This window comes from Streptomyces sp. NBC_01775, from assembly GCF_035917675.1.
Classification (GTDB): Bacteria; Actinomycetota; Actinomycetes; order Streptomycetales; family Streptomycetaceae; genus Streptomyces.
In genome coordinates this window covers 8,623,323-8,649,160 of the sequence record NZ_CP109104.1, presented here as the reverse complement: position 1 = coordinate 8,649,160, position 25,838 = coordinate 8,623,323, and the positions used below count along the sequence as shown (strand labels likewise).

Here is a 25,838-nt window from a genome sequence, read left to right as displayed (position 1 = left end):
GGTGTCAGAAGGTGCGCTGGCTCGCGAAGAAGACCAGCCGGTACTTTCCGATCTGCACCTCGTCCCCGTTCCCCAGCGGCACGCCCGACTCGATCCGCTCACGGTTGACGTAGGTGCCGTTCAGGCTGCCGACATCGGAGACGGTGAAGACGCCGTCGCTGCCCCGCCGGAACTCGACGTGGCGGCGCGAGACCGTCACGTCGTCCAGGAAGATGTCGCTCTCGGGGTGCCGCCCGGCGGTCGTCAGCTCGCCGTCCAGCAGGAAGCGGCTGCCCGAGTTGGGACCGCGCCGCACGATCAGCAGGGCGGAACCCACGGGGAGCGCGTCGACGGCGGCCTGGGCCTCGGGCGGCAGGACCGGAGAGGCGTGCTGCCCGGTCACCTCCGCCTCGTAGGCCTCCAGACCGGAGATGGAGATCGTGGAGGTCGTCTCGGACGATCCCTCCGCGGGGACGCCTCCCCGCAGGGGGGCTCCGCAGTTGGAGCAGAACCGGCTCGCTTCCGCGGCCTGGGTTCCACACCTGTTACACACCGGCAAGGCAGAACCTCCACCTGTATTTGAGGTTGGCGGTGCTCCGGAACCTATGCGCCCCTGTGTGCCAGGGTCAACAGAAACAGCTCCGTGACCACTCGAAGTGTCTCCGTTACGAGGTGCTACCTCGTCCCGGAACAACGGGCGCTCCCCGCCGTCCCCGGGTGCGCCGCCCGTCATCTCCGCGTTCCGGGAAGCACGGTGCCGCGCGGCGCTGCCACCGTCCTGGCGGCTCTTGCCGAACAACTTCGCAAAAATACTCACGGGCGATTCCCCTCGCACGAAACAGACCCGCCCGTGGGGCAGGACAGACCCTCGATGCTCTCATTGATCACACAGGACGCCCGGATAACGTCTGTGACCCGTAGACAGTTTCCACCACGCAGTACTCAACTGACCGGCCGACCCCCCGGAAGCCCTCTCAGCGTCTCACTGCGATGACGACCGAGCGTAGTCAGGCCGCTTCGCCTGTCGCAAGGCATCCACAGTGATCTTCTCCGACCGGGTCACAGACGCTGTGGCCTGCTTGTTCTTCAGCGTCTGCACGACTCCGCCGGGGATGTTCAGCGCGGGCTCCAGGTCCGCCGGCTTGCCGATGACCTCGAAGCGGTAAGGCTGCTCGATCCTATGCCCGTCCACGCTCACTCCGCCGCCACTGTCGGAGAAATAGGTGCTGGCCACCACGCGGACGCCGTTGATCTGCATGGCCTCGGCGCCCGCGGCCCGCAGTTCCTGGACGGCGTCGAGCAGCGTGTCGGAATCCGTGGCCCCCGCACGGTCCTTGACCGTAAGGCGGATGCCGGGACCCTCCGCCTTGACGGTGCCCGCGAGGACACCGAGCTGGGCCTCCTTCTCCCGGGTCTGCTTGCGGGCCTCTTCCGCCTGGTCCGAGCTGGACTCCAGCTCGGTGCGGTGCCCCTCCAGCTCCCGCTTCTCGTCCTCCAGCCGCTTGGTGCGGTCGTCGAGTTCGTCGAGAATGCGGACCAGGTCCTCGTGGCGTGCCCCGCGCAGCGCGCTGTTCTCGCTGGTGGAGCGCACCTGAATGGCGAGCCCCAACCCGAGGACGAACAGCAGCACGGCGACGATGAGTTGGGCGCGTGTCACCCGGGGCGGCCAGACGGCCTGGACGAGCCGCCGGCGGCCACTGGGCTGCGGCGCGGCCTCCGGCGCCGGCTCCGCTGCGGGCTCCTCGCGAGGCGCACCACCCTCTTCCGGGGTGCGCTCTTCCTCCGATGGTGTGTTTCCTTCACTCATCGGCCTCACGCCCTGAAGACGTGCCGGCGGATGGCGGCGGCGTTGGAGAAGATGCGGATGCCCAGGACGACGACCACACCGGTCGACAGCTGCGCTCCGACGCCCAGCTTGTCCCCCAGAAAGACGATCAGCGCCGCGACGACGACGTTGGAGAGGAACGAGACGACGAAGACCTTGTCGTCGAAGATCCCGTCCAGCATGGCGCGCAGGCCGCCGAAGACCGCGTCGAGCGCGGCCACGACGGCGATGGGCAGATAGGGCTCGACCACCGTCGGCACCACGGGCCGGACGACAAGTCCGGCCACGACTCCTACGACGAGGCCCAGTACGGCGATCACGATGTGCTGCCCTTCCCTGTCTGCACAGGTTTCGCTGTTCGTACGATCAGACTCGGCGCGGCAGGCAGCCGGACCTCGTCCTGGACGGAAATGTTGGTCCGGGCACCGTAGTCCTTGTGCAGCACGTACAGGTACTGCCCGTCCACGCTGTCCTGGAAGGTTCTGCTGAGCTTCTTGCCCTGCCCCACCGCGAGCAGCGTATAGGGCGGCACCAGTGGCTTGTTGTCGACCAGGATCGCGTCACCGGCGGCGCGGATCGCCGAGCGGGAGGTGAGCCGCTGGCCGTTGACCGAGACCGCCTCGGCGCCGGATTGCCACAGTCCGTTGACGACACGCTGAAGATCACGGTCGCGGATGCGGCCGGTGTCGGAGAATCCGTTGCTGTTGCGCGGTCCGTCGCCGTGGCCGGACCCGGCGTCCTTGGCGTCGTCCACCACCAGCTTGATCCCCGGTCCCTTGACGGGGACGGCTCCGGAGAGCAGGGCCGTGGTTCTGCCGCGCTGGTCGCCGTGCTTCTCCAGGGCCTTGCGCTGCTTCTCCTCCACGGAGGCACGCAGTTCATCGACGCTGTCCTGAAGCTTGTCGGCGTCACGTCCACCGGACTCGATGCGTTCGATGAGTTCCTGCTTCTCCTTGGCGATGGTGGGCGCCGAGATCCGGGCCTGCGCCGCGCCCACGGTCACCACGAGCGCCGCGAGCACCAACCCGCCGGCCAGGCCCAGCTTGGCGCGCAGCGTGCGTGGAAGGCCCGAGCGGCCCTCCACGCCCCGCCGTACGGCGGCTTCCGCATAACCGTCATCCAGGCTGTGGTCGATGACGTTGTTCAGCAGCGACATGGAGGCGTCGGGCCGCGCAGACCTCGACGGGGTGCTCCGTGGGGGGTGCTGCTGCGACATGCCGCACATCGTCGCACGTCCGGGCCTGTGCCACCGAACGGGCCCACCCGCGCGCCGTACGGCGGGACTTGCCCTCGGCGAAGGGCCGTCCCGCCGTAGACGCGGGTATGCAGCCGCTCAGCGGCCGGCGCTGTCGACCACCTCGGCCCACTCGTCCAGGAGAGCCTGTGCGGAGGCCTCGTCGGGCCCCTCGGCCCACAGATGAGTGACGGCCTCGGCCGGGTCGGGCAGCACCATCACCCAGCGACCGTCGGACTCGACGACCCGGACCCCGTCGGTGGTGTCCACGGACCTGTCGCCCGCGGCCTCCACGACGGTGCGCATCACAAGTCCCTTGACGGCCCACGGGGTTGCCAGGTCACGGCGGCGCACATGGGCGCGCGGGATGCGCGAGTCGATCTGGCTGAGCGTCAGCTGGGTACGCGCCACCAGACCGATCAGCCGTACGAAGACCGCGGCACCGTCGAAGACCGAGCTGAACTCGGGGACGATGAAACCGCCCCTGCCGTCACCGCCGAAGACGGCGGCGTCGTCCCTGCTGACCCGGGTGAGATCGTCGGGCGAGGTGGTCGTCCACTCGACCTGTGTGCCGTGGTAGGCGGCGACCTGCTCGGCGATCCGGGTCGTGGTGACGGGCAGCGCGACCCTGCCGCTGCGCCGCTCGGCCGCGACCAGGTCGAGCATGACCAGCAGCGCCCTGTCGTCTTCCACGATCCGGCCATGCTCGTCCACCAGCGAGAGCCGCTCGCCCACGGGGTCGAAGCGCACGCCGAAGTCCGCACGCGCGGAGGCGACGATCTCCCCAAGCCGCACCATTCCCGAGCGCCGCGACTCAGCCGTCTCGGTGGGCCTGGACTCATCGAGGCCCGGATTGATGGTGAGGGAGTCGACCCCGAGCCGGCCCAGCAGGCTGGGCAGCACCAGCCCCGCGCTGCCGTTGGAGGCGTCGACGACGATCTTGAGTCCGGCCTCCTCGACGCCGGTGGTGTCCACTGCACGAAGGAGGGAGCCGGTGTAGGAGTCGTAGACGCTGGAGGGGAAGCGCAGGTCACCGATCTCGCCGGGGAAGGCCCTGCGGTACTCCTGACGTGCGTAGACGCGGTCGAGCTTGCGCTGACTCGCCTGCGAGAGGTCTCCCCCGCGCTCGTCGAAGAACATGATGTCGACCGAGTCGGGCACCCCCGGCGAGGTGCGGATCATGATGCCGCCCGCGCTGCCGCGTGCTGTCTGCTGCCGGGCCACGGGCAGCGGTACGTTCTCCAGGTCGCGGACGTCTATGGCGCTGGTCTGAAGTGCGGAGATCATGGCGCGCTTGAGGGCACGGGCACCGCGGGAGTGGTCGCGGGCCGTGGTGACGGTCGACCCCTTCTTGAGGGTCGTCGCGTAGGCACCGGCGAGACGGACGGCCAGCTCGGGGGTGATCTCGACGTTCAGGATTCCGGAGACTCCCCGGGCACCGAAGAGATGTGCCTGCCCACGGGACTCCCAGATGACCGAGGTGTTGACGAAGGCGCCGGCCTCGATCGTCTTGAAGGGGTAGACGCGGACGTTTCCCTGGACGATGGATTCCTCGCCGATGAAGCACTCGTCACCGATGACGGCGCCGTCCTCTATGCGGGAGGCCCGCATGACATCGGTGTTCTTGCCGATGACGGCGCCCCGCAGATTGCACTGCTGGCCGATGTAGACGTTGTCGTGCACGACGGTGCGGTGCAGGAAGGCGCCGCTCTTGACGACGACGTTCGACCCGATGACGGAATGTTCCCGGATTTCGGCGTCGGCCTCGACCTTCGCGTAATCGCCGATGTAGAGGGGCCCGCGGAGCACAGCGTCGGAGTGCACCTCGGCACCTTCGGCGACCCATACGCCAGGGGAGATCTCGAACCCGTCCATCTCGGCGTCGACCTTGCCCTCGAGCATGTCGGCCTGCGCCTTGACGTAGCTCTCGTGCGTACCGACGTCCTCCCAGTAGCCCTCGGCGATATAGCCGTAGATGGGCTTGCCCTCCTTCATGAGCTGAGGGAAGACATCTCCGGACCAGTCGACGGACACATCGGGGTCGACGTAGTCGAAGACCTCGGGCTCCATGACGTAGATACCGGTATTGACGGTGTCGGAGAAGACCTGGCCCCAGGTCGGCTTCTCCAGAAACCTCTCGACCCGGCCGTCGTCGTCCACGATGGTGATCCCGAACTCCAACGGGTTCGGCACGCGGGTCAGACAGACTGTGACGAGGGCGCCCCGTTCACGGTGAAAGTTGATGAGATCGGTGAGGTCGAAGTCCGTGAGGGCGTCTCCGGAGATAACGAGAAACGAGTCGTCCTTGAGGGCTTCCTCCGCGTTCTTGACGCTGCCGGCCGTACCCAACGGCTTTTCTTCGTTGGCATACGTAAGCTCCATCCCGAGCTCTTCGCCGTCACCGAAGTAATTCTTGACCAGCGAGGCCAGGAATTGCACGGTCACGACGGTTTCGCTGAGCCCATGACGCTTGAGCAGCCTCAGTACATGTTCCATGATCGGCCGATTGACCACCGGCAGAAGTGGCTTGGGCATGCTCGCGGTCATCGGCCGAAGGCGTGTGCCTTCGCCACCAGCCATCACGACGGCCTTCATGTCGGAAGCGTCCTCCTCGCACAGACGACAGTTATGCCGACTTCACCCGTCCAGGATGGCCCACAAAGTCGCATTACGGGCAGTCGGACCCCGCGACATTGAAAGGCGTGCTCAGTCGGCCTCGGCGTCCGCCCTGATCAGTCGGCGAACCTGGACCACATAGAGGATCCCTGCCCACCAGTAGAGAGCCGTACCCCAGCCGGCGAACGCCCATCCGAAAATAGCAGCGAGTGATGCCACCCAGCTACTTCCGTCACTGAGGAGAAGCAGGGGAAATGCGTACATCAGATTGAAGGTGGCGGCCTTGCCCAGGAAGTTCACCTGGGGCGGGGCATAGCCATGCCGGTCCAGGACCCACACCATGACCAGCAGGAGCAGCTCCCGGGCCAGTAGCGCCGCAGTAAGCCAAATGGGGAGGATCTCACGCCAGGTGAGGCCCACGAGCGTGGAGAGGATGTACAGCCTGTCGGCCGCGGGGTCGAGAATCCTGCCGAGGCTGCTGATCTGGTTCCAGCGGCGCGCGAGCTTACCGTCGAGATAGTCGCTGACACCGCTGGCAGCGAGCACGAGCAGGGCCCACAGATCGCAGTTCGGCCCTCCGAACTCAGGCCACAGGATCAGCCACAGGAACACTGGCACGCCGACGAGGCGCGCCATGCTCAGGATGTTGGGGATGGTGAGGACCCGGTCCGTCTGGACCGCTGTCTCCTGGACCTCCACCCGGGGGCCTCCCGTGAGTAACCGTACCGACGATGCCCCCTGACCCTACCCGTCGGTGCTCACCCAGCGTGCATGGGGTCGGGTTCCGGGCATAAAGAAAGCCCTGTTGGCCGGAGCCAACAGGGCTATTCCTAAAGAAAGTTCGGCGGTGTCCTACTCTCCCACACGCTCCCGCATGCAGTACCATCGGCGCTGTAAGGCTTAGCTTCCGGGTTCGGAATGAGACCGGGCGTTTCCCTCACGCTATGACCACCGAAACACAATGAAACACACAACCGGCACAACCAACCCCCCTATAAAACAGGGGGCGGGTGCCCGTGGTTGCTGTCTCAGAAACCACACAGTGGACGCGAGCCTCTATGGACAAGCCCTCGGCCTATTAGTACCGGTCACCTCCACCCATTACTGGGCTTCCAGATCCGGCCTATCAACCCCGTCATCTCCAGGGAGCCTTAACCAATCAAGTTGGTGGGAGTCCTCATCTCGAAGCAGGCTTCCCGCTTAGATGCTTTCAGCGGTTATCCTTCCCGAACGTAGCCAACCAGCCATGCCCTTGGCAGAACAACTGGCACACCAGAGGTCCGTCCGTCCCGGTCCTCTCGTACTAGGGACAGCCCTTCTCAAGACTCCTACGCGCGCAGCGGATAGGGACCGAACTGTCTCACGACGTTCTAAACCCAGCTCGCGTACCGCTTTAATGGGCGAACAGCCCAACCCTTGGGACCGACTCCAGCCCCAGGATGCGACGAGCCGACATCGAGGTGCCAAACCATCCCGTCGATATGGACTCTTGGGGAAGATCAGCCTGTTATCCCCGGGGTACCTTTTATCCGTTGAGCGACGGCGCTTCCACAAGCCACCGCCGGATCACTAGTCCCGACTTTCGTCCCTGCTCGACCCGTCAGTCTCACAGTCAAGCTCCCTTGTGCACTTACACTCACCACCTGATTACCAACCAGGCTGAGGGAACCTTTGGGCGCCTCCGTTACCATTTAGGAGGCAACCGCCCCAGTTAAACTACCCACCAGACACTGTCCCCGATCCGGATCACGGACCCGGGTTAGACATCCAGCACGACCAGAGTGGTATTTCAACAACGACTCCACGAACACTGGCGTGTCCGCTTCACAGTCTCCCACCTATCCTACACAAGCCGAACCGAACACCAATATCAAGCTATAGTAAAGGTCCCGGGGTCTTTCCGTCCTGCTGCGCGAAACGAGCATCTTTACTCGTAATGCAATTTCACCGGGCCTATGGTTGAGACAGTCAAGAAGTCGTTACGCCATTCGTGCAGGTCGGAACTTACCCGACAAGGAATTTCGCTACCTTAGGATGGTTATAGTTACCACCGCCGTTTACTGGCGCTTAAGTTCTCAGCTTCACCACACCGAAATGTGACTAACCGGTCCCCTTAACGTTCCAGCACCGGGCAGGCGTCAGTCCGTATACCTCGCCTTACGGCTTCGCACGGACCTGTGTTTTTAGTAAACAGTCGCTTCTCGCTGGTCTCTGCGGCCACCCCCAGCTCAAGGAGTAAATCCCATCACCAGGCGTGGCCCCCTTCTCCCGAAGTTACGGGGGCATTTTGCCGAGTTCCTTAACCATAGTTCACCCGAACGCCTCGGTATTCTCTACCAGACCACCTGAGTCGGTTTAGGGTACGGGCCGCCATGAAACTCGCTAGAGGCTTTTCTCGACAGCACAGGATCATCCACTTCACCACAATCGGCTCGGCATCAGGTCTCACCCCAAAAGTTGCGCGGATTTACCTGCACAACGGGCTACACCCTTACCCCGGGACAACCACCGCCCGGGCTGGACTACCTCACTGCGTCACCCCATCACTCACCTACTACAAGCTTGGACCGTCGGCTCCACCACTCCCCTACACTCCGAAGAGCTCAGGGCGGCTTCACGGACTTAGCATCACCTGATTCAATGTTTGACGCTTCAAAGCGGGTACCGGAATATCAACCGGTTCTCCATCGACTACGCCTGTCGGCCTCGCCTTAGGTCCCGACTTACCCTGGGCAGATCAGCTTGACCCAGGAACCCTTAGTCAATCGGCGCACACGTTTCTCACGCATGTATCGCTACTCATGCCTGCATTTTCACTCGTGAACCGTCCACAACTCGTTTCCACGGCTGCTTCACCCGGCACACGACGCTCCCCTACCCATCACAACACCCGTTAAGGCTTCATGCTGCAATGACACGACGTCGGCGGTGTGCTTGAGCCCCGCTACATTATCGGCGCGGAATCACTTGACCAGTGAGCTATTACGCACTCTTTCAAGGATGGCTGCTTCTAAGCCAACCTCCTGGTTGTCTCTGCGACTCCACATCCTTTCCCACTTAGCACACGCTTAGGGGCCTTAGTCGATGCTCTGGGCTGTTTCCCTCTCGACCATGGAGCTTATCCCCCACAGTCTCACTGCCGCGCTCTCACTTACCGGCATTCGGAGTTTGGCTAAGGTCAGTAACCCGGTAGGGCCCATCGCCTATCCAGTGCTCTACCTCCGGCAAGAAACACACGACGCTGCACCTAAATGCATTTCGGGGAGAACCAGCTATCACGGAGTTTGATTGGCCTTTCACCCCTAACCACAGGTCATCCCCCAGGTTTTCAACCCTGGTGGGTTCGGGCCTCCACGACCTCTTACAGCCGCTTCACCCTGCCCATGGCTAGATCACTCCGCTTCGGGTCTTGAACACGCTACTCAACGCCCTATTCGGACTCGCTTTCGCTACGGCTCCCCCACACGGGTTAACCTCGCAACATGCCGCAAACTCGCAGGCTCATTCTTCAAAAGGCACGCAGTCACGACACCAAGTGCAAGCACTTGATGCGACGCTCCCACGGCTTGTAGGCACACGGTTTCAGGTACTATTTCACTCCGCTCCCGCGGTACTTTTCACCATTCCCTCACGGTACTATCCGCTATCGGTCACCAGGGAATATTTAGGCTTGACGGGTGGTCCCGCCAGATTCACACAGGATTTCTCGGGCCCCATGCTACTTGGGTGTTCCATAAACGAGTTGCTGACGTTTCAGCTACGGGGGTCTTACCCTCTACGCCGGGCCTTTCGCATGCCCTTCGCCTACACCAACAATTTCTGACTCGTCCAACAGCCGGCAGACCATTGAAATGAAATCCCACAACCCCGCATGCGCAACCCCTGCCGGGTCTCACACACATACGGTTTAGCCTCCTCCGGTTTCGCTCACCACTACTCCCGGAATCACGGTTGTTTTCTCTTCCTACGGGTACTGAGATGTTTCACTTCCCCGCGTTCCCTCCACACCGCCTATACATTCAGCGGCGGGTGACAGCCCATGACGACTGCCGGGTTTCCCCATTCGGACACCCCCGGATCACAGCTCGGTTGACAGCTCCCCGGGGCCTATCGCGGCCTCCCACGTCCTTCATCGGTTCCTGGTGCCAAGGCATCCACCGTGCGCCCTTAAAAACTTGGCCACAGATGCTCGCGTCCACTGTGCAGTTCTCAAACAACAACCAGCCACCCACCACCCCGCCACATACGTGCGAGTTCACCGGGACCGGCACCGAAGACCCAGCCAAGCGGCCATGCCCTCAGACACCCAACAGCGCGCCCGACACGACTCCCCCACCCACACCTTCCACACTCCGAAGAGCAGTACCAGCGCAAACAGTTGAACCGTGCCGAATAGTCAACGTTCCACCCATGAGCAACCACCGTCAGACACTCGCTGACGTTGTGGCCCCTGACTGCCTTGCGGCAGCAAGATGCTCCTTAGAAAGGAGGTGATCCAGCCGCACCTTCCGGTACGGCTACCTTGTTACGACTTCGTCCCAATCGCCAGTCCCACCTTCGACGATTCCCTCCCCACAAGGGGGTTGGGCCACCGGCTTCGGGTGTTACCGACTTTCGTGACGTGACGGGCGGTGTGTACAAGGCCCGGGAACGTATTCACCGCAGCAATGCTGATCTGCGATTACTAGCAACTCCGACTTCATGGGGTCGAGTTGCAGACCCCAATCCGAACTGAGACCGGCTTTTTGAGATTCGCTCCACCTCACGGCTTCGCAGCTCATTGTACCGGCCATTGTAGCACGTGTGCAGCCCAAGACATAAGGGGCATGATGACTTGACGTCGTCCCCACCTTCCTCCGAGTTGACCCCGGCAGTCTCCTGTGAGTCCCCGTCACCCCGAAAGGCACGCTGGCAACACAGAATGAGGGTTGCGCTCGTTGCGGGACTTAACCCAACATCTCACGACACGAGCTGACGACAGCCATGCACCACCTGTACACCGACCCAAAGGGGGACCCTGTCTCCAGGGTTTTCCGGCATATGTCAAGCCTTGGTAAGGTTCTTCGCGTTGCGTCGAATTAAGCCACATGCTCCGCTGCTTGTGCGGGCCCCCGTCAATTCCTTTGAGTTTTAGCCTTGCGGCCGTACTCCCCAGGCGGGGAACTTAATGCGTTAGCTGCGGCACCGACGACGTGGAATGTCGCCAACACCTAGTTCCCAACGTTTACGGCATGGACTACCAGGGTATCTAATCCTGTTCGCTCCCCATGCTTTCGCTCCTCAGCGTCAGTATCGGCCCAGAGATCCGCCTTCGCCACCGGTGTTCCTCCTGATATCTGCGCATTTCACCGCTACACCAGGAATTCCGATCTCCCCTACCGAACTCTAGCCTGCCCGTATCGAATGCAGACCCGGGGTTAAGCCCCGGGCTTTCACATCCGACGTGACAAGCCGCCTACGAGCTCTTTACGCCCAATAATTCCGGACAACGCTCGCACCCTACGTATTACCGCGGCTGCTGGCACGTAGTTAGCCGGTGCTTCTTCTGCAGGTACCGTCACTCTCGCTTCTTCCCTGCTGAAAGAGGTTTACAACCCGAAGGCCGTCATCCCTCACGCGGCGTCGCTGCATCAGGCTTTCGCCCATTGTGCAATATTCCCCACTGCTGCCTCCCGTAGGAGTCTGGGCCGTGTCTCAGTCCCAGTGTGGCCGGTCGCCCTCTCAGGCCGGCTACCCGTCGTCGCCTTGGTAGGCCATCACCCCACCAACAAGCTGATAGGCCGCGGGCTCATCCTGCACCGCCGGAGCTTTCCACACCCTTCCCATGCGGGAGGATGTCATATCCGGTATTAGACCCCGTTTCCAGGGCTTGTCCCAGAGTGCAGGGCAGATTGCCCACGTGTTACTCACCCGTTCGCCACTAATCCACCCCGAAAGGCTTCATCGTTCGACTTGCATGTGTTAAGCACGCCGCCAGCGTTCGTCCTGAGCCAGGATCAAACTCTCCGTGAATGTTTACTCGGCCAGCAGACGAATCCACCACCGGTACAACACCACGAGAGCGGAACCAGGAGAGGAATAATCCCCCGGTTCACAGCGTCCTCGCTGTGTATTTCTTCAAAGGAACCTCAACCCACCGGAAACCCGGTAGGTCGGGGTATCAACATATCTGGCGTTGACTTTTGGCACGCTGTTGAGTTCTCAAGGAACGGACGCTTCCTTCGAAACCATTTCACCGGTTTCTCCGGGCGCTGCCCTCTCGGTTCTTCCCACTTTACCACTCCGATTCCCTGGCTCCGAATTCGAGGTGCGAGCGAACGCAATCCCTCAACGGGTGGAAATCAAAGGGTTGTTGGGTGCTGCCCTCGCCGTCGGCGCTGGGCAGGGGTACGACCGTACAGCCCGTGCCTGGGCGAGGCAAATCGGTTCTGCGGGAGGGGGACGGACGGGGTGGACGGCGCGCCCGTGCACTCGTGCGGAATCCTCTGTTCCTATGACTTACGCTTCTGACCGGTGCGCCGTCCTGGACAGGTAGTGACGGCTGCTGATCGAAACTCCGCCCCCTGGGAGGCCACCCATGACCACCGTGACGTCCCCTTTGACCGGACGTGTCATTGGCTTGTCCGCTGTGCCCGACCCGGTGTTCTCCGGGGCGATGGTGGGCCCCGGCACCGCCGTCGACCCCGTGCGTGAGAAGACCGAGGCCGTGGCGCCCGTGGACGGGATCGTGGTCTCCCTGCATCCGCACGCGTTCGTGGTCGTCGACTCGGACGGGCACGGGGTGCTTACGCACCTGGGGATCGACACCGTGCAGTTGAACGGTGAGGGTTTTGAGCTGCTTGCGGCCAAGGGTGACACCGTGAGCCGCGGCCAGGCCGTGGTGCGCTGGGACCCTGCGGCCGTCGAGGCGGCGGGCAAGTCGCCGGTCTCTCCGGTCATCGCGCTGGAGGCCACCGCCGACTCGCTCGGCGGGCTGGTGGACGACGGCGAGATCGAGGCGGGGCAGCCGCTCTTCGCCTGGAGCTGACGCACGGGCCCGGCCCTGTCCCCTTTTCGCCGTACCTCGCGTGAGCCAACGGGGCCTCGCGGGTGCACGGGCCGGGCGAGAACTACCGCGGTGGTCTGGGGCCGCCGCTTCGACCGGAGACGGGTGAGATGGACACAACGCTTCGAGGCGTGGGTGTGAGCCACGGGGTAGCGATCGGCCAGGCGCGGCACATGGGTACCGCTGTGCTGGAGCCGCCGGCCAAGCAGATCGCCACCGAGGAGGCGCCGCGCGAGCAGCAGCGGGCGCGGCAGGCCGTGGAGGCCGTCGCCGCCGACTTGATCGCTCGCGGGAATCTCGCGGGCGGCGAGGCGCAGGCCGTGCTGGAGGCACAGGCCATGATGGCGCAGGACCCGGAGCTGATGGCCGATGTCGAGCGGCGGATCACCGTCGGGAGCACGGCCGAGCGCGGGGTCTACGACGCGTTCGCCGCCTACCGGGCGCTGCTCGCGCAGGCCGGGGACTATCTGGCGGGGCGGGTGGCCGACCTGGACGATGTGCGCAACCGTATCGTCGCCCGGCTGCTGGGCGTTCCGATGCCGGGGGTGCCGGACAGCGACGAGCCGTATGTGCTGATCGCGCGCGATCTGGCGCCGGCGGACACGGCGCTGCTGGATCCGGCTCTGGTACTCGGGTTCGTGACCGAGGAGGGCGGGCCGACCAGCCACAGCGCGATTCTCGCGCGGGCGCTGGGCGTTCCGGCCGTGGTGGCACTGCCTGGTGCGGGTGAGCTGGCCGAGGGCACGGTCGTGGCCGTGGACGGCAGTACCGGCGAGGTCATGGTGAACCCGACCGATGCGGAGCGCGAGGCGCTGGCGCGGGACGCCGAGGAGCGCAAGGCGGCCGTCGAGTCGGCCAAGGGGCCCGGTGCCACCTCCGACGGGCACAAGGTGCCGCTTCTGGCGAACGTGGGCGGTCCCGCGGACGTGCCCGCCGCCGTGGAGGCGGGGGCCGAGGGTGTGGGTCTCTTCCGTACGGAGTTCCTGTTCCTGGACGACAGCGAGCGGGCGCCGTCGGAGGCCAAGCAGGTCGAGGCGTACCGGCAGGTACTGGAAGCCTTCCCCGAGGGGCGGGTCGTGGTGCGCGTGCTGGACGCGGGGGCCGACAAGCCGCTCGAGTTCCTGACGCCCGCCGACGAGCCGAACCCGGCTCTCGGAGTGCGGGGCCTGCGGACGCTGCTCGATCACCCCGAGGTGCTGCGGGGACAGTTGACCGCGCTGGCGAAGGCGGCCGAGGGGCTGCCCGTCTACCTTGAGGTCATGGCGCCCATGGTGGCGGACAGGACCGATGCGAAGGCGTTCGCCGACGCGTGCCGGGAGGCGGGGCTCCACGCGAAGTTCGGGGCGATGGTGGAGATTCCGTCGGCCGCGCTGCGGGCGCGTTCGGTGCTCCAGGAGGTGGAGTTCCTGTCGCTGGGCACCAACGACCTGGCGCAGTACACGTTCGCCGCCGACCGTCAGGTGGGTGCGGTCTCCCGGCTTCAGGACCCGTGGCAGCCCGCGCTGCTGGATCTGGTGGCCGTCTCGGCCGAGGCTGCCAAGGCCGAGGGCAAGAGCTGCGGGGTGTGCGGCGAGGCCGCGGCGGATCCGCTGCTGGCCTGTGTGCTGACCGGGCTCGGGGTGACCAGCTTGTCGATGGGGTCCTCGGCGATTCCGTTCGTGCGGGCGCAGTTGGCGAAGCACACGCTGGCCCAGTGCGAGCGTGCGGCTGCCGCGGCGCGGGCCGCGGATACGGGGCCGGATGCTCGGGCCGCCGCGCAGGCGGTGCTCTCCGGAGAGTGATGCCGCCCCCGTCGGCCGGATGCCGGGTGCGGGCGCGTCGTGGTCGACCGCGCGGTTCCCCGCGTCGCTCTCGGAGTGCGGGGAACTTCTCTGTCGTGGCCGGTCGCGCCCACGCGGCGTAGCCGCATGTCGAACACAGCCCCGCGCCCCTGCTCAGGGGCGCGGGGATTCTTTTGTGTCAGGCGCGGTCGCGGGCTAGTTCCTCGTAGAAGCGCAGCAGTTCGGCGTTGTCGACGGAGCCGGGATTGACTGCCTTTTCCATGGCGGTGCCCTGGAGGAGGCGCTTGACGGGGACTTCGAGGCGCTTGCCGGTGAGGGTGTGGGGCACGGCGGGGATCTCGATGATCTCGTCGGGTACGTGGCGGGGCGAGAGGCTGTGCCGGATGGTCTGCTGGACGCGGTCGCGCAGGGCGTCGTCGAGGACGGCGCCCTCGGCGAGGTGGACGAACAGCGGCATCCAGTAGCCGCCGCCGGGGGTTTCCAGGCCGATGACGAGGGATTCGCGGATCTCGGGGAGGCGTTCGACGGCCTCGTAGATGTCGGCGGAGCCCATGCGGACGCCCTGGCGGTTGAGGGTGGAGTCGGAGCGGCCGTGGATGACGACGGTGTTGCGGCTGGTGAGGGTGATCCAGTCACCGTGACGCCAGACGCCGGGGTACATGTCGAAGTAGCTGTCGTGGTAGCGGGAGCCGTCGGGGTCGTTCCAGAAGCGGACCGGCATGGAGGGCATGGGCTGGGTGACGACGAGCTCGCCCACCTCGTCGGTGAGGGGCTTGCCGTGCGGGTCCCACGCCTGGAGGTCGGTGGCGAGGGAGGGTGCCTGGAGCTCTCCGGTGTAGACCGGAAGGGTGGGGGCCGCACCGGCGAAACAGCTGCACACGTCGGTGCCGCCGCTGACGGAGGCGATCCACATGTCCTCGGACACCTCGTCGTGGATCCAGCGGAAGCCGTCGGGCGGGAGCGGGGAGCCCGTGGTGGCGACGCACTTGACCTGGGCGAGGTCGAAGTCTCGGCCGGGGTGGAGGCCGGCTTTGCGGCAGGCCATGACGTAGGCGGCCGAGGTGCCGTAGACGGTGGTGCCGGTGCTCTCGGCGACGCGCCACTGGGCCGAGGTGTCGGGGAATCCGGGGCTGCCGTCGTAGGTGACGACGGTCGCGCCGGTGAGGAGGCCCGAGACGAGGAGGTTCCACATCATCCAGCCGGTGGAGGTGTACCAGAAGAAGCGGTCGCCGGGGCCGATGTCGTTGTGCAGGGTGAGCTGCTTGAGGTGTTCGATCAGGATGCCGCCCTGGGACTGGACGATGGCCTTGGGCAGCCCAGTCGTACCGGAGGAGTAGAGGACCCACAGCGGGTGGTCGAAGGGGACTTGTTCGAAGCGGGGTTCGGCGTCGCCCGAGGTGAGGTCCGCCCACTCCAGCGCGCCCTCGGGGGCGGGGGTGCCCAGCAGCGGGACGTGGACGACGGCGCGCAGGGTGGGCAGGTCGGCGCGGAGTTCGGCGACGGTCTCGCGTCGGTCGTGCTCCTTGCCGCCGTAGCGGTAGCCGTCGACGGTGAACAGGACGACGGGCTCGACCTGCTGGAAGCGGTCGAGGACGCTGCGGGCGCCGAAGTCGGGGGCGCAGGATGTCCACACGCCGCCGACGGCGGCCGTGGCCAACAGGGCGACCGCGGCCTCGGGGATGTTGGGGAGGTAGCCGCTGACCCGGTCGCCGGGGCGTACTCCGAGGCCGCGCAGTGCGTCGGCGAGCGAGGCGACCCGGGAGCGCAGCTCGGCCCAGGTGACGTGGGTGGGCCGGTGGGACTCGTCGACGTGGAGGATGGCAGGCTGATCGGCGTGGGCCGGGTCCTCGGCGGTGCGCAGCGCGTGCTCCGCGTAGTTGAGGGTGGCACCGGGGAACCAGGTGGCGCCGGGCATGGCGCTGTCGGCCAGGACGGTCTCGTACGGGGTGGTGAACCGGATGCCGGACCACTCGGCGAAGGCTCCCCAGAAGGAGGACAGTTCCCGGGTGGACCAGCGGTGCAGAGCCGCGTAGGAGGCGACGGGGTCGTCGGGGTCCGGTGCCGGGGCGCCGTGGTGCTGGGCTGCCCAGGTCTGGAAGCGGGTGAGGCGGGTGGCGGCGAAGCCGGCGGGGTCGGGCCGCCAGAGCGCCTCGGGTCCGGAAAGGTGCGAGGTGCTGTTGCCTGCGGTCATTGCGGCTCCCTGGCTTGCTGTGCGCGTCCTTCGCGCGTCGGCCTTACCCCGCGCCGCTGCCCGCGCCCGGCCCCGGGCAGGGGTGTGTGCGGGCTGGGCAGGACGATGCCACGTGATCATCTGTTGTGCCAGGGCAGGAGTCACACCGTGCGGGTGCGGCGGATGTGGCGTGGCCATGGGGGCCCTATGGTGGCCGGGGAGTGAACGGCGGCTGAACAGCGCTGACGGGGCCCGTTGTCGATGGCAGGCTGAGCAGCATGGACGCGCGTGACCTGGTGCGGTCGGTAATGGTGTTCGGTTCGGGCCAGGGGATGCGGGCCCTGCGCTCGGCGTGGCGCAGACGGCGGGTGGACGCGGCCGGGCTGCCCCGGCAGCGGGCGGAGCGGGCCCGTACGCCCGGTGAGGCGGCGGGGGCGGAGCCGGGGCCGGGTGGCGGGGTGATCCGGTTCGCGCGCTCGGCGCTGTACGTACGGGTGACGGTGGGCGGGGCGGTCTTCCTCGGGTGGGACGGCGCCGGACCCGAGCCGTCGTACGCGCTGGCGGGCCCGTGTCCCGAGCCGGATCCGAGGGCGCGGCTGGAGCCGGACAAGGACGGCGGCTGGCGGGTGGTCTCGGAGCGGATGCTGGTGGTGGTCTCCCGGCACGGCAGCGTGGAGGTGCGGACGCCGGGCGGTGCGCTGTTGCGGAGGGACCTGCCGCCCCGTTGGTGGGAGTGCGAACAGGAGGCGCACGCTGCCGAGGACGCGCGATCGGCGAAGGAAGCGCGATTGTCGGAGGAAGCCCGGTCGGCGGAGCACGTCCGTGACGCGGAGCGCGCGGGGAGCGAGGGCGGGGCGCGGTGGATGCAACGGTCCGAACTGCCGCCCGACGCCCGGTTCTTCGGACTCGGCGGCAGAGGGGCCGGGCCCCGGCTGCGGGAGGGGGTCTACCGGCTGTGGAACACGGATCCGGGCTCTTTCGGGCCCGACGAGGATCCGCTGTACATCACGATGCCGGTGCTGTTGAGCGTGGTGGACGCGGGCACGCTGCTGGTCTTTCACGACAACTCCTGGGACGGCTCGGTATCCGTGCGGGAGGGGACGGAGGGTCTGGGCTCGGGACACGACCGGCCGGCGCGCTGCGAGGTGCGGATGAGCGGGGGCCCGATGCGCTACTGGCTGGTGGCGGGCGCCCCTTCGCGGGTGCTGCACGGGTGGGCGGCGCTGACGGGCGCGCCGGCGCTGCCGCCGCGCTGGGCGCTGGGGCACCAGCACGCGCGGTGGGGCTTCGGCAGCGAGCGGGAGGTGCGCAGGGTCGCCGAGGGCTACCGCAGCAGGGGGCTGCCGCTGCGGGCGCTGCACCTGGACATAGACCACTACCGGGGCCACCGCGTCTTCACGGTGGACGAGCGGCGCTTCCCGGATCTGCCCCGTCTCGCGGCGGAGCTGCTGGGCCACGGGGTGCGGCTGGTGTCGATCGTCGATCCCGGGGTGAAGGCGGAGCGCGGGTACGCCGTGTACGACAGCGGGACGGCCGCCGATGTGTTCGTGCGGGACGCGCGCGGGCGGGAGGTGGTGGGGGTGGCGTGGCCGGGGGACACGGTCTTCCCGGACTTCACGGACCGGCGGGTGCGCAAGTGGTGGGGCGAGCTGTACGCGGAGCGGCTGGCGCAGGGCTTCGCCGGGGTGTGGCACGACATGAACGAGCCCGCTGTGTTCACTCCGTTCGGCACGCTCGCGGACCGCACGCTGCCGCTGTCGGCGCGGCACGCGCTGGAGGGGCGGGGCGGGGATCACCGGGAGGCGCACAACGTCTACGCGCTGACGATGGCGAAGGCCGGCTACGCGGGGCTGCGGGAGCTGCGGCCCGAGCGGCGCCCCTTTCTGTTCTCCCGTTCGGGGTGGGCGGGGATGCAGCGGTACGGCGGGACGTGGTCGGGGGACGTGGAGACCGGCTGGGAGGGCCTGCGCGCCTCGCTGTCGCTGGTGCTGGGCCTGGGGCTGTGCGGGGTGCCGTACTCGGGCCCGGATGTCGGCGGGTTCACGGGGCATCCCTCGCCCGAGCTGTATCTGCGCTGGTTCCAGCTGGGTGCGTATCTGCCGCTGTTCCGTACGCACGCGGCCAAGTGGGCGGGGCGCAGGGAGCCGTGGGAGTTCGGCGCCGATGTGTTGGAGCACGCGCGCGCGGCGCTGGAGGAGCGGGAGCGGCTGACGCCCTATTTCGTGACGCTGGCTCAGCTGGCGCACCGTACGGGCGCACCGTATGTGCGCCCGGTGTGGTGGCAGCACCCCAGGGACCGGGCGCTGCGGGACTGCGAGGACGCGTTCTTGCTGGGGGACGCGCTGCTGGTGGCGCCGGTGCTGGAGCAGGGGATACGGACGCGTGAGGTGCGGCTGCCGAGCGGGCGGTGGTACGACACGGCGACGGGGCGGGCCTATGAGGGGCCGCGTACCGTGCGGCTGGCGACGCCGGGCGGGCGGGTCCCGGTGCTGGCCAGGGCGGGCGCCGCGGTGCCGGTACGGGGCGCGGACGGGGGGACGGAGCTGGAGGTGTGGCCGCCCGCTCCGGGCCGTACGGGCAGCGGGCTGGTGATTCCGGATCCGGGTGAGGGGTGGGAGCGCCCGGAGGCGGAGCGGTTCACGGTACGTGGCACGGGGAACGGCGGGGCCGTGGTGGAGCGCGAGGGCGGGGGCGCTGTGGGGTACGCGGTCCGGGTGCGGACGGTGTGCGAGGGGTGAGGGGGCGGGGTGTGGCAGTCGCGCCCCCTCGAACGTGCCAGGGCGGCCGGGTCAAGGCTTGCGGGCGAGGCCGCCGTGTACGGCGATCTCCCGCGGCTCACCGAACGGGAGCGCTTCGGGGCGCCACCGGGGGCAGGAGGTGATGCCGGGCTCCAGCAGCTCCAGGCCCTCGAAGAAGCCGGCGATCTCCTCGGGGGTGCGCGGGGTGTAGGGCACGGCGCCGCTGTTCGCGTTGAAGCGGCGGATCGCCTCGACGTAGTCGGGGTCGGTGGTGCTGCCGTCGTTGAGCGCCAGATAGCTGCCCGGCGGCAGCGCGTCGAGCAGGCGTACGGTCACCGCACGGGCCTCGTCGTAATCGCCGACCAGGCCGAGGATTCCCATCAGCATCAGGCCGACGGGGCGGCTCAGGTCGAGGGTGTTGGCGCAGGCGGACAGGATCGAGTCCGGGTCGCGGACGTCGGCGTGGAGGTAGCTGGTGGCGCCCTGCGGGGTGCTGGTCAGCAGCGCCTGTGCGTGGGCGAGCACCAGCGGGTCGTTGTCGACGTAGACGATCCGGGACTCGGGGGCCACCCGCTGGGCGATCTCGTGGGTGTTGTCGACGGTCGGCAGGCCGGTGCCGATGTCCAGGTACTGCCGGATGCCCGCCTCGTGGCCGAGGTGCCGTACGACGCGGCCGGTGAAGGCGCGGGAGTGGCGGGTGATGTCGACCATGCCGGGGAATACCTGGCACACCTTGTCGCCGGCCGCGCGGTCGACGGCGTAGTGGTCCTTGCCGCCCAGGAGGTAGTTCCAGATGCGCGCGGAGTGCGGGACCGTGGTGTCGATCTCAATTTGACTGCGCTCCGTGCGTTCGGTCATGGCGGACTCCCCTTGTCGACGGCTGCCGGTTCGTACGTGTACGTGGCGCCCAACGTAGCGGCAACCGGGTCGGCTCGCCCCGCGTTGCCCGGCGCCCGGTCCCGCTCGGGTGCCCGGCCGCGCCCGGGTGCCCGGCCGCGCCCGGGTGCCCGGCCGCGCCCGGCGTCCCACCGCACTCGGCGGACGGTGCCGGGCCGGGCGGCCGGGCACCGTCCGCGGTGGGTGTCCGTCCGGGCGGCGCCGTCAGTGGTGGGCGGGAAGGGAGCGCGGGGAGACGGGGAAGTCGAAGTAGGTGTCGGGGAAGGTCTCCGGCTTGTGGGTGAAGTGCCACCACTCCTCGGGCAGATTGGTGAAGCCGTTGTGCTCCAGGGTCTCCTTGAGCAGCAGGCGGTTGGCGCGCTGCTCGCCGGTGACGCGGGGGTCGTCGGTGTGGGACAGGGTGTCGAAGCAGTCGAAGCCGGTGCCGGTGTCGACGGAGTTGTCGGGGAAGCGCTCGCCCTTGGGTGCGTAGCAGGGGATGAGGGGCTCGCCGGGCCGGTAGGGGCGGGTGGGGGCCGCGGGGAGCTTGGCGAGGGTGAGGTCGACGGTGCTGCCGCGGCTGTGGCCGGACTTCTCGGAGATGTAGCCGTCCGCGAAGAGGCGGTTCTTCTCCACCTGGGGGTAGAACTCGCCCTTCATCTTCTCGTCGTCCAGGTCCTTGGCCCAGCGGACGAAGTGGTCGACGGCGCGCTGCGGGCGGTAGCAGTCGTAGACCTTGAGGGTGTAGCCGCGCTTGAGGAGGGAGCGCTGGGCGCGGGCGAGGGCTTTGGCGGTGTCCTTGGTGACGATGCACATCGGGCGCCGGTAGCCGTCGATCGGTTCGCCGACGAAGTTGTGCGGGGTGTAGTAGCGGATCTCCTGCCGGATGGTGGGGGCGACGTCATGGAGGGCCACGAACTCCTTGGGGGCCTGTTCGCCATGAGCCGCCGGGTGCGCCGGAGCGGCCGGGTGTGCCGGGGCCGCTTGGGGTGCCGGGGCAGCCGGGGCGGGCGCCGCCGCGAGGGTGGTGAGGAGGACAGCTGCGAGGACGGTGGCGTGGGACACGGAGCGGAGTCGTCTCATGGCCCTCTCCTCTACCAGGGAAAGAGCGTCTGAGGAATGGCGAACGGTGGCACAGGACCACCCCCGTCGGCCCCGCGCCACCGTTCTTGTTCTTTGTGGACGCGGGTCCCCCCGGGCCGGTTCGGAAGATCGGCAGGGCGTACGCGCGTGTGAGTATCTGGTGACCTCCCCGTGACAGTCGGGACGCGCGCGTGCCAAACTTTCTGACGACCCGTCAGTTATGACGTCCGGGGAGGGGCTGTGCCGCACACCCATGCGCCCGCCGTGGAAGGCTGGTTCGCCGGGGAGGGAGAGGCGTTCACGCTGCTGGGGACCCGGTGCCGGGCGTGCGCCTCGGTCTTCTTCCCGCGCGAGGACCTCACGTGCCGCAACCCGGACTGCGCGGGCGAGGACCTCGAAGAGGTGCCGCTCTCGCGCAGGGGCCGAATCTGGTCGTTCACCGACGCGCGCTACCGACCGCCCGCGCCCTACCTCTCGGACCCCGACCGCGAGTGGGAGCCGTTCGTGCTGCTGGCCGTGGAGCTGGCGGCCGAGCGGCTCGTCGTACTCGGCCAGGCTCCGCCCGGCACCACCACCGGGCAGCTCGCGGTGGGCATGGAGGCCGAACTGGTGCCCGGCGTCCTGCGGGAGGCCGGTGATCCCGGACAAGCGTGGGCCACCTGGAACTGGCGGCCCCTTCCGGCGAACGTGAGCGGGCCCCGCCCGGCGGACGAGCGCGGGGCGCGGCTCCCGGCGGACGAGCGCGGGGTGCGGCCGTGAGCGGCGAGGTCGCGGTCCTCGGCGCGGGGATGCACCCGTGGGGCAAGTGGGGGCGTCCCTTCACCGCGTACGGCGTCAAGGCGGCGCGGGACGCGCTCGCGGACGCGGGGCTCCGGTGGCGGGACGTCGGCTCCGTCGTGGGTGCCGCCACCGTGCGCGGCGGCTACCCCGGCTATGTGGCGGGGGCGACGTTCGCCCGCGCGCTGGGCTGGCAGGGGGCGCGGGTCACCAGCGTGTACGCGGCCTGCGCCTCGGGTGCGCAGGCCATCAGCACCGCGCGGGCGCAGATCCTGGCCGGGCTGGCGGACGTGGTGCTGGTGGTGGGCGCGGACGCGGCGCCCAAGGGCTTCTTCCGGCCCGCCGGGGGCGAGCGGCCCGACGATCCCGACTGGCTGCGCTTCCGGCTGCTGGGCGCGACCAACCCCGCGTATTTCGGGCTGTACGCGCGCCGCAGGATGGCGATGTACGGCGATGCGCCCGAGGACTTCGCGCAGGTCAAGGTGAAGAACGCGCGAGCCGGCGCCCTCAACCCGTACGCCCGCTACCGCAAGGAGGTGAGCGCCGAGCAGGTCGCCGCTTCGGCGGTGGTCGCCGACCCGCTGCGGCTTCTGGACATCTGCGCGACCTCCGACGGCGGGGCCGCGCTGGTGCTGGCCGGTATGGACTTCGCCCGGCGGCACGCACCCCCGGGACCGCTGGTGCGCCTGCGTGCGGTCTCCACCGTCACTCCCTCCTATCCGAACACCGTGCTGGACCTGCCCGACATCGCCACCGACTCCGCAGCCGGGGTACCGGCCGGCGAGCGCTCCTTCCGCTCCTCGATCGCGCACAGCGCCTACGAAGAGGCCGGGCTCGGGCCCGGGGACATGAGCCTGGCGGAGGTGTACGACCTGTCCACCGCGCTGGAGCTCCAGTGGTATGAGGACCTGGGACTGGCGGCGCCCGGCGAGGGCGCGCGGCTCCTGCGGGCGGGCGCCACCGCGCCGGGCGGGCGGATCCCGGTGAACACGAGCGGCGGTCTGGCGTCCTTCGGTGAGGCTGTTCCCGCGCAGGCCATCGCCCAAGTGTGCGAACTGACGTGGCAGTTGAGGGGAAGCGCCGGGGAACGGCAGGTTCCGGGGGCGCGGGCGGGGATCACCGCGAACCAGGGGCTGTTCGGGCACGGCTCGTCCGTCGTCGCCGTCCGCTGAGCCGCCCGGACCGGGTTGTGTCCCCAGCCTTGACGGCCCCCCGCGCTGGCTGAACACTGCCGTCACACTCGTCGCGGTCGCCGGGGCAGCCGACGTCCGTCGACATCCGGAAGGCAGCTGTGGGGGGAGCCGTCATGGACCAGTTCTCCAGCGGGGACATCTTCATCGGCGAGATCATAGGAACGGCGGTGCTGATCCTGCTCGGCGCCGGGGTGTGCGCCGCGGTCAATCTCCGCTTCTCCAAGGCCAAGGACGCGGACTGGATCGTCGTCGCCTTCGGCTGGGGCTTCGGCGTCATGGCCGGCGCCTACACGGCAGGCAGCCTCTCGGGCGGGCACCTCAACCCGGCCGTGACTCTCGGCATCGCCATCAACGAGGGCGACAACTGGGACAAGGTGCCCGTCTACATCGCCGGGCAGATGATCGGCGCGATCATCGGCGCCGGGCTGTGCTGGGTGGCCTACTACGCGCAGTTCCAGGCCAACCGCGACGAGGAGAACGCGCAGCCGACGCTCGGCATATTCGCCACCGCACCCGAGGTGCGCAACCCGGTCGCCAATGTGCTGACCGAGGCGGTGGCGACGCTGGCGCTGGTGTTGCCGATGCTGGCCTTCGGGCTCACCAAGGGCCTGGGCGAGAGCGGCACGAGCACCCTGCTCGTGGCCTTCTTGGTGGTCGGCATCGGCCTGTCGCTGGGCGGGCCCACCGGCTACGCCATCAACCCGGCACGTGACCTGGGCCCGCGCATCGCCCACGCGCTGCTGCCCATCCCCCGCAAGGGCGGCAGCGACTGGGGCTACGCCTGGGTGCCGGTGGTGGGACCGCTGATCGGCGGAGCGCTGGGCGCGCTGATCTTCAAGGCCGCCTTCTGATGCCGCACTCTGATACCGCCGTCCGTACGCACAAACTGAGGGGTCGTCAACCATGACGGACAAGTACGTCGCATCCATCGACCAGGGCACCACCTCCAGCCGCTGCATCATCTTCGACCAGCACGGCGCCATCGTCGCGGTCGACCAGCGCGAGCACCGGCAGATCTTCCCCAAGCCGGGCTGGGTGGAGCACGACGCCACCGAGATCTGGTCGAAGGTGCAGGGCGTCGTCGCCGGGGCGCTGGCCGGAGCGGGGCTGCGGGCCGACCAGCTCAGCGCCGTGGGCATCACCAACCAGCGCGAGACGACCGTGCTGTGGGACCGGGCGACCGGGATTCCGGTGCACAACGCCATCGTCTGGCAGGACACCCGCACTTCCGCGCTGTGCACGGAACTGGGCGGGGATGATGGCCAGGACCGCTTCCGCGACCGCACCGGCCTGCCGCTGGCCAGCTACTTCGCGGGGCCCAAGGTCGCCTGGCTGCTGGACAACGTGCCGGGTCTGCGGCAGCGCGCGGTCAACGGCGAGATCGCCTTCGGCACGATCGACTCCTGGCTGATCTGGAACCTGACCGGGGGCACCGAGGGCGGCGCGCACGTCACCGATGTGACCAACGCGTCCCGCACGATGCTGATGAACCTGGAGTCGCTGGAGTGGGACCAGAGCGTGCTGGACGCGATGGGCGTCCCGGCGGCGGTGCTGCCGGAGATCAGGTCGTCCTCGGAGGTGTACGGCACGGCGGTCGGCGTCCTCGCCGGGGTGCCGGTCGCCTCGGCGCTCGGGGACCAGCAGGCGGCTGTCTTCGGACAGACGTGCTACGGCGTGGGTGAGGCCAAGAACACCTACGGCACCGGCTCCTTCCTGCTGCTCAACACCGGCAACCGCCCGGTGCCCAGCAAGAACGGGCTGCTGACGACGATGGGCTACCGGCTGGGGACCGAGGCGCCCGTCTACTGCCTGGAGGGCTCCATCGCCATCACCGGCGCCCTGGTGCAGTGGTTCAGGGACCAGCTCGGCATCATCAGCGACGCCTCCGAGATCGAGCCGCTGGCAGCCAGCGTGGAGGACAACGGCGGCGCCTACATCGTCCCGGCCTTCTCGGGCCTGTTCGCCCCGTACTGGCGCTCGGACGCGCGCGGCGTCATCACCGGGCTGACCCGCTTCGTCACCAAGGCGCACCTGGCGCGGGCCGTGCTGGAGGCGACCAGCTGGCAGACGCGTGAGGTCGTGGACGCGATGTACCAGGACTCGGGCGTGGAGATCACCACGCTCAAGGTGGACGGCGGCATGACCGCGAACGGGCTGCTGATGCAGCATCAGGCGGATGTGCTGGGCGTGCCGGTGATCCGTCCGGTGATCTCCGAGACGACCTGTCTGGGCGCCGCCTACGCCGCGGGCCTCGCCACCGGCGTGTGGTCGGACCTGGACGAGTTGCGCACGCACTGGAAGCGCGACGCCGAGTGGACGCCGCGGATGGGTGCGGAGGAGCGCGACAGGGAGTACGGCAACTGGCACAAGGCGGTCGAGCGCAGCTTCGGCTGGCACCAGGAGAACGCAGTCCAGGCAGACTAGCCGGACACCGACGCGGGCCCGGCTCGTACCTCCGGACGGCGGGGTACGGACCGGGCCCGTCCCGCTGTCCGGGGAACGGCGGGGCAGCGGCGGGCCG

Annotated in this window: 16 protein-coding genes and 3 rRNA genes; 7 read left to right on the top strand and 12 right to left on the bottom strand. The window is 68.0% G+C overall.

The window, feature by feature from the left end; genetic code table 11:
* Positions 1-4 precede the first annotated feature (4 nt).
* The 9 genes from OHB04_RS38140 to OHB04_RS38100 form a co-directional block, all read right to left on the bottom strand.
* Entirely contained in the window at positions 5-838 is an 834-nt protein-coding gene (locus OHB04_RS38140) for an FHA domain-containing protein (RefSeq protein ID WP_326809594.1), read from the bottom strand.
* A gap of 123 nt (positions 839-961) precedes the next feature.
* Positions 962-1,786, bottom strand: coding sequence for a DUF881 domain-containing protein (locus tag OHB04_RS38135; protein WP_326692203.1), 825 nt, complete (start codon positions 1,784-1,786; stop codon positions 962-964).
* A gap of 5 nt (positions 1,787-1,791) precedes the next feature.
* Complete coding sequence (locus OHB04_RS38130; protein ID WP_180928314.1) at positions 1,792-2,124, bottom strand: small basic family protein; 333 nt, start codon at positions 2,122-2,124, stop codon at positions 1,792-1,794.
* Complete coding sequence (locus OHB04_RS38125; protein WP_326692202.1) at positions 2,121-3,020, bottom strand: DUF881 domain-containing protein; 900 nt, start codon at positions 3,018-3,020, stop codon at positions 2,121-2,123. The genes OHB04_RS38130 and OHB04_RS38125 overlap by 4 nt, the downstream gene beginning before the upstream one ends.
* A gap of 117 nt (positions 3,021-3,137) precedes the next feature.
* Complete coding sequence (locus tag OHB04_RS38120) at positions 3,138-5,633, bottom strand: mannose-1-phosphate guanyltransferase (RefSeq protein ID WP_326692201.1); 2,496 nt, start codon at positions 5,631-5,633, stop codon at positions 3,138-3,140.
* A gap of 111 nt (positions 5,634-5,744) precedes the next feature.
* On the bottom strand, positions 5,745-6,353 hold the full coding sequence (locus tag OHB04_RS38115; RefSeq protein WP_326809255.1) for a CDP-alcohol phosphatidyltransferase family protein: 609 nt from the start codon (positions 6,351-6,353) through the stop codon (positions 5,745-5,747).
* 140 nt (positions 6,354-6,493) lie between these two features.
* A 5S ribosomal RNA gene (rrf, locus tag OHB04_RS38110) occupies positions 6,494-6,610 on the bottom strand.
* Positions 6,611-6,712: 102 nt separating this feature from the next.
* A 23S ribosomal RNA gene (locus OHB04_RS38105) occupies positions 6,713-9,835 on the bottom strand.
* Between the two features lie 302 nt (positions 9,836-10,137).
* Positions 10,138-11,666, bottom strand: a 16S ribosomal RNA gene (locus OHB04_RS38100).
* The 16S, 23S and 5S rRNA genes sit together here, the layout of an rRNA operon.
* A 565-nt stretch (positions 11,667-12,231) precedes the next feature.
* Here OHB04_RS38100 and OHB04_RS38095 point away from each other — a divergent pair.
* Both OHB04_RS38095 and ptsP read left to right on the top strand, forming a co-directional pair.
* Positions 12,232-12,681, top strand: coding sequence for a PTS sugar transporter subunit IIA (locus OHB04_RS38095; protein ID WP_326692199.1), 450 nt, complete (start codon positions 12,232-12,234; stop codon positions 12,679-12,681).
* A 128-nt stretch (positions 12,682-12,809) separates the two neighbouring features.
* The gene (ptsP, locus tag OHB04_RS38090) at positions 12,810-14,480 is read left to right on the top strand and encodes a phosphoenolpyruvate--protein phosphotransferase (RefSeq protein WP_326692198.1); all 1,671 of its coding nucleotides are present in this window, start codon (positions 12,810-12,812) and stop codon (positions 14,478-14,480) included.
* 178 nt (positions 14,481-14,658) lie between these two features.
* On the opposite strand, the gene OHB04_RS38085 is transcribed toward ptsP, so the two are convergent.
* Positions 14,659-16,671, bottom strand: coding sequence for an acetoacetate--CoA ligase (locus tag OHB04_RS38085; RefSeq protein ID WP_326809254.1), 2,013 nt, complete (start codon positions 16,669-16,671; stop codon positions 14,659-14,661).
* A 257-nt stretch (positions 16,672-16,928) separates the two neighbouring features.
* Here OHB04_RS38085 and OHB04_RS38080 point away from each other — a divergent pair, with 257 nt between their 5' ends.
* Entirely contained in the window at positions 16,929-19,388 is a 2,460-nt protein-coding gene (locus OHB04_RS38080) for a glycoside hydrolase family 31 protein (protein WP_326809253.1), read from the top strand.
* 51 nt (positions 19,389-19,439) lie between these two features.
* On the opposite strand, the gene OHB04_RS38075 is transcribed toward OHB04_RS38080, so the two are convergent.
* Positions 19,440-20,246 (bottom strand): SAM-dependent methyltransferase, encoded by an 807-nt coding sequence (locus tag OHB04_RS38075; RefSeq protein WP_326692195.1) that lies wholly within the window; start codon positions 20,244-20,246, stop codon positions 19,440-19,442.
* Positions 20,247-20,489: 243 nt separating this feature from the next.
* Positions 20,490-21,347 carry a M15 family metallopeptidase gene (locus OHB04_RS38070; RefSeq protein ID WP_326809252.1) on the bottom strand — a complete coding sequence of 286 codons (858 nt, stop codon included), beginning with the start codon at positions 21,345-21,347 and terminating at the stop codon, positions 20,490-20,492.
* A gap of 240 nt (positions 21,348-21,587) precedes the next feature.
* Between OHB04_RS38070 and OHB04_RS38065 the strand changes: the two genes are divergently transcribed.
* The 4 genes from OHB04_RS38065 to glpK all read left to right on the top strand — a co-directional run bounded on the left by OHB04_RS38065 (position 21,588) and on the right by glpK (position 25,741).
* A complete protein-coding gene (locus tag OHB04_RS38065) occupies positions 21,588-22,106 on the top strand; it encodes a Zn-ribbon domain-containing OB-fold protein (RefSeq protein ID WP_326809251.1) in 519 nt (172 codons plus the stop codon).
* On the top strand, positions 22,103-23,296 hold the full coding sequence (locus OHB04_RS38060; protein ID WP_326692192.1) for a lipid-transfer protein: 1,194 nt from the start codon (positions 22,103-22,105) through the stop codon (positions 23,294-23,296). The genes OHB04_RS38065 and OHB04_RS38060 overlap by 4 nt, the downstream gene beginning before the upstream one ends.
* Before the next feature lie 134 nt (positions 23,297-23,430).
* Positions 23,431-24,168 (top strand): MIP/aquaporin family protein, encoded by a 738-nt coding sequence (locus OHB04_RS38055; protein WP_326809250.1) that lies wholly within the window; start codon positions 23,431-23,433, stop codon positions 24,166-24,168.
* 52 nt (positions 24,169-24,220) lie between these two features.
* Positions 24,221-25,741: a glycerol kinase GlpK gene (glpK, locus tag OHB04_RS38050; protein ID WP_326692191.1), complete on the top strand. Its 1,521-nt coding sequence runs from the start codon at positions 24,221-24,223 to the stop codon at positions 25,739-25,741.
* Positions 25,742-25,838 lie beyond the last annotated feature (97 nt).